Here is a 7,940-nt window from a genome sequence, read left to right as displayed (position 1 = left end):
GCCGTCTGGCCTCCACAAAATGGGCCAGCGTCAACACCAACAGTGGCAAGCAGACCAAGCATGCACTAACATTATAAACGGATCACCCCATCGGGGCAGACCAGGATGAATTCGACTGGAGTAAGGTACAAAATATCGCGAACAAAACTATATTACCTCCCGTGCATACGGGTTTATATCCAGCCTAGTACGTCCAGTGGCTCCCACTAGAAACGTTCACCGGCCGCGTTCCAATAGCCGAAATGGCTGCAATGATCGCCGTCTGTTCCTCTGACCGGGTCTATGAGTTGTGGTTTGGCCCATTTTGCTGCGGTGCAAAAACGCCAATTCATCAAGACTTTATATGCAGTTTTATCTGCCCGGACGACAATGGACGAGTATTTCCCTAATTGCTCGGGCTTGGCTTTGTCGAGAGCAGGATCGATTTCCTTTAATGAAACAAACTGCTTCCCTGCGATTTCTTCAAGCTTGGCAGGTGCTTGTGATTGCATGTCTGTTACAGCTTTTACAGCTTTTTTTAAGTAGGAATCGGCAACCGGGATAGCGGCATGATCCGTTAAAAACTGTTGATCAAGTTTTAGACGACGTTGGGCATCTGCTCCAAAAGCTATATCTATGACTCCGAAGTATTGCATTGCTGCCACGAGGCAGACCGCAGCTATTCCAGCTGTGGTTATTCCTGCGAATACACTGCCGGCACCCAATCCATCGCGGAATTTATTATCATGCTGATTGTTAGCAGACTTTATTCTGGCAGCCTCTGTGGCTCTGAATTCGTTAACTACCGCATCGAGCGCCTGACGCATCTGATTACCGCGAGCTGTATCACGTAAGTCAGCACGTTTCTGGATTATCCGCTCATTCATTCGGCGAAGATCCGCTATTGAATCTTCTAACACATTGCCGGATGACGGATCATTTCCTGCAATTATCTTTTTCAGTTCCGATTTATACTTTTCTCGTAATTTCTGCATGTCGCCCCGATTAAGTAACCTTGCTGGCCAAGATTCATCATCTTGATGAAAAATTTATTACTGGTGGGGAGGGCGATTTAAAAAGCATAATCAAATTATATGGGCCATTTCTACCCCACTTTTATGCAAGCGTTTGTATCTGCTCGCTTTCCGTAGAACCTCCGGGCCCACCATTCACAAATCATCCTATTGATTATATTGTCTTTTTTGATGGTTGTAGCGTGACGCGATTTTTCGGAATTTTGTCACGGCAAATCGGAATCATCGAAATTCCATTCTGGTTGTCAAAGACGTTTTGAAGCGTGTTATAGCACCATCATAGATGTAAAAAAGTCCCATCAATTCGCCGGGGATTTTTTCATTTGAACCGAAACTCAACACCAAGTTCCAACTGATCGACGCCTGAGATATGGAAGCGATCAATCTCAACCAGCTCGCTGTCATGCCATTTGGACCAGTATAGGCGAACAGTAGTAGGAATACCGTTCGGCCGACATTGAAATAGACGATCATTGCTTCCTCAAAAATAGAACAGCAGGCTTAATGCATTTCAAGATAGCCCTTTGATTGAGGGTGACTAATGACCGTTCAGTCTATAGAATGAAGGTCTTTCAATCTATCCAACCGTTCCGATCCGCCTCTTATCGTCGTCAAATCGTTTTTCCCATGGGTCGTAAAGTCGAAATTTTTTGTCACCATCCTTTGCCTCCTTAGGAGTTTCTTTGCTTTTCTTTGACCCGCCCATTATTACTTGTCCAGTTAATTCATATTTTGCTTGCATTCAAAGGACTTCTCTCTTTTCTGCAACAGTTGTAAGCGCGTAGTAGATCGATCCCTCGCAAGCGGTTGCGTACTCATTCTTCACATAAAAGATAAATCTCAGTAGTGGATGAATGGGGCTTTCCCACTTACGCTATGATGCAATATGGAAGCGCACCATCACGGGATGCTGTTACTTCAGTGTGCCAGTAGCCGCGCGCGTTTGTCTTCGGATGCTTTTTTTAACGTCGATCGGATCGCAGATTCAAACTTCTCTTTTGGGAGATTGGCAGAAACACGGTACTCTACGTCTTTCAATTTACTCAACGAGCTGCCTGGTTGATAGATTGCTAAAATTGGCACATCCGATTGGCGATAATCGCTGAGTTTGCTTGGGAGAAATGGGTTAAGTTTACCCTCCGGTACACGGGCATCGTTGACGACAAGTAAATCAAATTTTGTAAGCTCGGATATCATATCAGCGTAAGGTAGTTCAGGTTTGCAAATGATGATATCACTGATCCCCAAATACTCCGCCTCTGCGACAGCTTCTTTATATTCTCGAGAATATATGTAGAAACGCGTGCGTGAACGTTGCTTTTCGGTGAGGTTACGCAATGCACTTAAAAGCTCACCGACACCCCTGTTTACGTAAAACGATCCAAAATATGCCAAGTTCAAGTTATAGAAGCTAGGTTCGTTCGCCCGATCAGGGTTACTTAGCCATCCTCTTGCAACAGGATGCGCCGAGACCGTCGCCTTACGGTTTACCACTGATCTGTCTTGTGATGACGGCAAATATCCACGCATATACTTCAACTGATTTAGGTTTGTGAAAACCAACTCATCCGCCAAGTGTATTGTGGCAAGTTCACACCAATAAAAGAGATTAGTTTCTTCAGAATTAAAGCTGACTCCTAATTCTGACAACCTATTCAACAGACCACTTGATTGTAGCCACTTAGGATCGATCTTCCCAGGTCGAATGTCACCATTAACGCCGTAGAGAAGAGGATCTGAAAACTCAGCGGTCCAATGAATATCCGGGTATTTTAACTTAAACTGTATCGCTGCAAAATGCGAACTAACCCATTGAGCACGGCTGTACATTCGTTGATAGGGTCGTTTGCGCGCCAGCTGTATTTGGTCGGCTTTCGCAACCGTCAATTCTGCGAATTTTTGAATCGCTGGCCAACTTGAAAACGAAACCGGCGAATTCAGAATTGCGTGTTTTGCAATAAACGGTTTGATGGGTTGTAGGAGGCGATTATCTTCCGCCCTCACGTTCGCGATATCATTGGAGATTACATCACACAGAACGCCAGCTTCATATATCCTCTTGGCCATCACAATTGAACTAGCGTCTTGAAATGGAGGAAAGCAATATGCAATCACCAATTGTGTGCTCGAGCGGTCCTTTAGAAGGTCGAGCGGGAAGTTCGGTATGTTATAATTTTGTATTTCCCGGACAACTTCTAGATATTTTTCCGGATACGCCCGAAGGTATTCAGCCATAAAGCCGATTTGACCGCTCATTTTCGCAAAATTGAACCGGCGGATGTCATCTTTTTGTGGAAGAGAAGCTGCGTGTGAAATCTCCTTGATCACAGAAAGGCGATCAAGAATATGAAATTCGTAGTCGAGTGAACGGCGCGAAAGTGATCCGGATCGCATGAGTCGAAAATAGACACATCGCTCGGGATCAGAATCGGCGTTAAGTTTCAATTGTGGGAACCGCGCGTAAATTTCACAATAAAAAGGCGTATCTTCCCCATTCTTGAGATGAACGAGGAATGGAACACATCTAACCATGTAGGATGGGATAGCCTTACATGCGGACATCGTAGAAATATTAGACGCATCCTGCGGTGCGAATGCAGATTTATCTTTTAGAGCCAATATTGACGCGTTTGCATAATTGTATACGTCCAAGGCACCATCTTCGGACACGTTTACAATATTAGAACAAACTATAGATTGGATTGTGATGCGTTCAAGCATAGACGCGAGGTATGATTGCGATAACGTATCGTCGGCGTCTACGAAAGTGACATGAGAAAAGCTTGAGTAGCGAACACCAACGTTACGTGCATTCGACAAAGACGGGATCTGCTCGTAAAATAAACTAGCATTAATATCAGAATTATCAACGATCCATTCTGCAATAATCTGTTCTGATTGATCTTTCGGTCCGTTTACAACAAAGATGATCTCGAATTCAGATTTGTCTGCATCTTGCCTCGAAAACGATTCCAATACATTCGAAATGACATCTTCTTCTTTATATACGCCCACAACAACCGATATGCCGCGGCGAACTGCTATCATATTATACTGATTATGTACGTCAACGTTAGAACTTGTACTCTCAAGACGAATAGCAATATTAGTACAATTTCTTGGCGGATGAATACGAAATGAGATAATTCCCTCTGAAAGAGATATATCGCATTCATTAGAATGCGTATCAATCCCATCATAGATAGGAGTAATGTTGATATCAGACGATTTCACGTTTAAATCGTTACTTCTAACAGTGAAACCGAACTGTATTTCATAGCAATCAGTACACAACAGTTGCACGACTACAGGTTCGGTCAGTTTCAACCAATCGTTTTCACCGCTTGTTAAAGTAAACTTGGTTGGTTTACCAAGAAACTCAACGATATTCTGGATATCAAAACTGGGGAGTGGCGTACATTGAGAAGCTGGCAAATCGTCAATGGATTCGACTTCTGAACTGTGTGATGTGTTATCTTGAATGCCGGATGGATCGGCGAGTCGAGCAGCTGCAATAAGCTCCCGGCCATCCATTGAATTAGCGGTCGGGGCTGTGACTTCTTTGTTTGAAGCAACCTCTAGCGCCAATTTTGCACTATCGTTTACACTTATCTGGCGTACAGAGATTGCTATAGGCTTGCGAATAACCCGCCTCACCTTTCGATACGCTTGTGTGGTTACGACCTGCATTCCACGAGGAAGCCGATAATAGATAGGAAGTCCAATTTTCTTGGACAGCCTTATAACGTTGTGAATCATTTAAACTCGCCCCGAGCCCTAGAATTGCGATCGCATAGCCATAATACGCTGGGGTTGTAAAGATGTTGCAGCCGTAGGTAGTGGATAAAGTGTTTGATAGCATCTGCCTTGCGGCAAAAATGCCACAATCCGCTGTAACAGGACTATGGATAGGAGCATTTGGATGAAGAACAAAAAACTTATAATTTCTGTGTTCTTTCACGCCCAACACGGAGGATTGCACGAATATGTTGTCGCTAGTATCGAGGCCGCCTTGCGCGATGGCTGGTCAGTAGGGATCGTTTGCCGTGATGGCGAGTTCATCAGTGAGCGCATTCGGGGCTTGAATGTTGAAAAAATGGCGATCAATTTTGAAGATGGAGCGGAGTGTCAACGGGCAATAGAGTATCTATCTACCGCGGATTTAATTCATACCCATCCCGGCAAGAGCCGTGAGATCGCTTTGCAAGCGTCTAGAATAAGTAAAGCTCCAGTGGTAATGACGTTGCATGGTCGCTGGACTGATGCTGTGTATAGTTATTATGATGAGTTAAGTTGCATAATTTGTGTGTCAGAAGCCGTGGCTGACATAGTTAAAAATTATAATATTATCAATCTTGCTGAGAAACTCGTCGTTATTCCGAACGGAGTGATTTTAAACGACTATTCAGAACTCGAAAATCTCGTCGGATATTCCACTTTTGGGCAGAAAAAAAGAACGATAAACGTAATATCGAGGTTTGACAGTGATAAGAGATTTCTTGTTGATCTAGTAAAATCGTTGATGCAAGAGCAAATATTAAGGAAAAACTATTTATTAAACTGGCGGTTTCTTGGTGATGGGGCGATAGTTGGAGAAATTGAAGCTCAGGCGAAACTGGTAACTTCAAGTTGTCCAGATGTAAGCGTTGAGTTTTTAGGTTGGATACAACAAGACGACCTTCTAAAGGAGTTGTCCCTTTCAGATGTTTGTATAGCCTCAGGTCGAGGCGCTATGCAGTCATTAGCGTTCGGTAAGCCGACAATTGCAGCCGCGAGTGTGGGATATGCGCTGGTAACTAAACCAGAGGATCTTTTAAAGGCTGCATATTCAAATTTTGGAGGGGTTGGCGCTACTATAGAATATAGCGTTTCTTTGGTATTCGATCAGCTTGTAGCTGCAGCTTTTCATCCTCACCAAGGGTTCCCCTTGAGTGCTTCCACTTTCGTTAAAGAGAACTATGAACAGTTCGAAGTAGATCGTAAATTGCTTTCTATATATAAAAGTTTGCTTTAACTAACCTCATAGCCAACCGTGCATAAAGTATTGCTCTTTCTTTGAAGGGAAGGGAGTGTGGTTTTCCACCTACGCCTTGCCCAAAGTAAATATTCGTTTTTAAGAGAGTGTTGATTTCCACGTAGAAGTGAGCCGGAGGGGGTGCGGACGAAAACTTGGACTATCATGGAGGTAGTTCATGTATTCCTACGAAGACCGGATGCGGGCAGTTGCGCTCTACATCAAGCTGGGCAAGCGCCCGAAAGCGACTATTCGCCAGTTGGGCTATCCAAGCAAGAATGCTTTGAAGGGCTGGTACCTGGAATATGAACACCTTCTTGATCTGCGTTTAGGATTTGCGCCCCGAGCCCCCAAGTTCACACAGGCGCAGAAGGAAGTGGCTGTTGAGCACTACCGCACGCATGGTCATTGTGTTTCTGCAACGATGCGCACTTTGGGCTATCCAGGTCGTGCAACGTTGACAGCATGGGTTCGTGAGGCGTTTCCCGAAACTAGCAAAGCTGTTACTGGAAGAACTGGACGTCCACGATACCCTGATGCGCTGAAGAAGGCTGGCGTCGTCGGACTTTATAATCGGCAGGAAAGTGCGCAGGCTCTGGCCGAAAAGCTCGGCGTATGCAGACCGACACTGTATAACTGGAAAAACCAGTTACTTGGTTCAGAGGCTCCCGCAATCATGAAACGCAAGAACAACTCACCGCCAGTGCCAGAGCGAGAAGAATTAGAGCGCCAGCTCGAAACACTGCAGCACAATATTCAGAAACTGCAGCTTGAGCACGACCTTTTGAAGAAAGCGAATGAAATTGTAAAAATGACCTGGGTGTCGATCGGCAACTCCTGAATAATCGGGAGAAAACGCTGTTGGTTGACGCCTTAAAAGATCTTTATCAACTCCCTGATCTGCTTACTCAGTTGGGACTGGCGCGCAGCTCATATTTTTATCATCGAACTCGCATGAGGATGAGCGACAAGTACCTCACTATTCGTCAAAACATCACCGAAATCTTCGACCCAACCGTCGATGCTATGGCTACCGCAGGCTACAGGCGTCATTGGCCAAACAATGCGTTACAATCTCAAAGAAGGTTTTGCAGCGCTTGATGAAACAGGAGAACCTGATCGTTGCCACGCCAAAGCGGCGTCGATACCGCTCTTATCTTGGAGAAATCAGTCCGGCACCCGAGAACCTTATTAATCGCGACTTCCAGGCCTCAGCCCCAAACGAGAAATGGCTGACCGATATCACGGAGTTCCATATCCCGGCTGGCAAAGTGTATCTCTCACCCATCATCGACTGCTTCGACGGTTTGGTTATCAGCTGGTCTATCGGAACGAGACCAGATGCGGAATTGGTCAATACGATGCTTGATGCCGCCATAGAAACTGTCACAGGTAGAGATGAGTGGCCAATAGTACATTCTGATCGGGGTGCACACTATCGCTGGCCGGGTTGGCTATCGAGGATTAGTGATGCGAAGCTGGTGCGCTCAATGTCCCGCAAGGCGTGCTCCCCAGATAACGCCGCATGCGAAGGTTTCTTTGGCAGGCTAAAAACAGAGTTCTTTTATCCCAGCGATTGGAGGAACACCACACTCGAGCATTTTATCAATGAAGTTGATGGCTACATTCGGTGGTACAACGAGAAACGGATCAAGATATCGCTTGGCGCTAGAAGCCCAATAGAATATCGAAACAGTCTTGGCATTGTGACGTAAAACCAGTCCAAGTTTTTATCCGCACCCCCAGTTTCTCACCCCTGAGAAGAGTATTAGCGGGGGAAGCAATAAATGGACGCCGGAATTCAAGGCCCGACTGGTCTCAGAAACGCTTCGGCCTGGTTCCCGTGTGGTTGATGTGGCGCAGCGTTATGGTGTTCGAGCAAACAGATTATCTATGTGGCGAACGCTAGCCAA

General features: G+C 45.3%; 4 protein-coding genes and 1 pseudogene. 3 read left to right on the top strand and 2 right to left on the bottom strand.

The features are described 5' to 3' along the window. Positions 1-206 precede the first annotated feature (206 nt). Together WH356_RS23825 and WH356_RS23820 are read right to left on the bottom strand one after the other, a co-directional pair. Positions 207-974, bottom strand: coding sequence for a hypothetical protein (locus WH356_RS23825; protein ID WP_339515352.1), 768 nt, complete (start codon positions 972-974; stop codon positions 207-209). Between the two features lie 957 nt (positions 975-1,931). Beyond that, positions 1,932-4,772, bottom strand: a complete 2,841-nt coding sequence (locus tag WH356_RS23820) for a glycosyltransferase (RefSeq protein ID WP_339515350.1) — start codon at positions 4,770-4,772, stop codon at positions 1,932-1,934. 163 nt (positions 4,773-4,935) lie between these two features. On the opposite strand from WH356_RS23820, the gene WH356_RS23815 reads away from it, so the two are divergent. From WH356_RS23815 to WH356_RS23805, 3 genes and pseudogenes are all read left to right on the top strand, one after another. After that, complete coding sequence (locus tag WH356_RS23815; RefSeq protein WP_339515348.1) at positions 4,936-6,027, top strand: glycosyltransferase family 4 protein; 1,092 nt, start codon at positions 4,936-4,938, stop codon at positions 6,025-6,027. 178 nt (positions 6,028-6,205) lie between these two features. Next, positions 6,206-7,742 (top strand): annotated as a pseudogene (locus WH356_RS23810) (IS3 family transposase). Positions 7,743-7,794: 52 nt separating this feature from the next. Further along, positions 7,795-7,940: transposase (locus tag WH356_RS23805; RefSeq protein WP_339515354.1), on the top strand; the 146-nt coding region annotated here is incomplete at its 3' end.

Source organism: Ochrobactrum sp. MYb379, from assembly GCF_037479515.1.
GTDB lineage: Bacteria > Pseudomonadota > Alphaproteobacteria > Rhizobiales > Rhizobiaceae > Brucella.
This window is presented reverse-complemented; position numbering and strand designations above follow the sequence as displayed.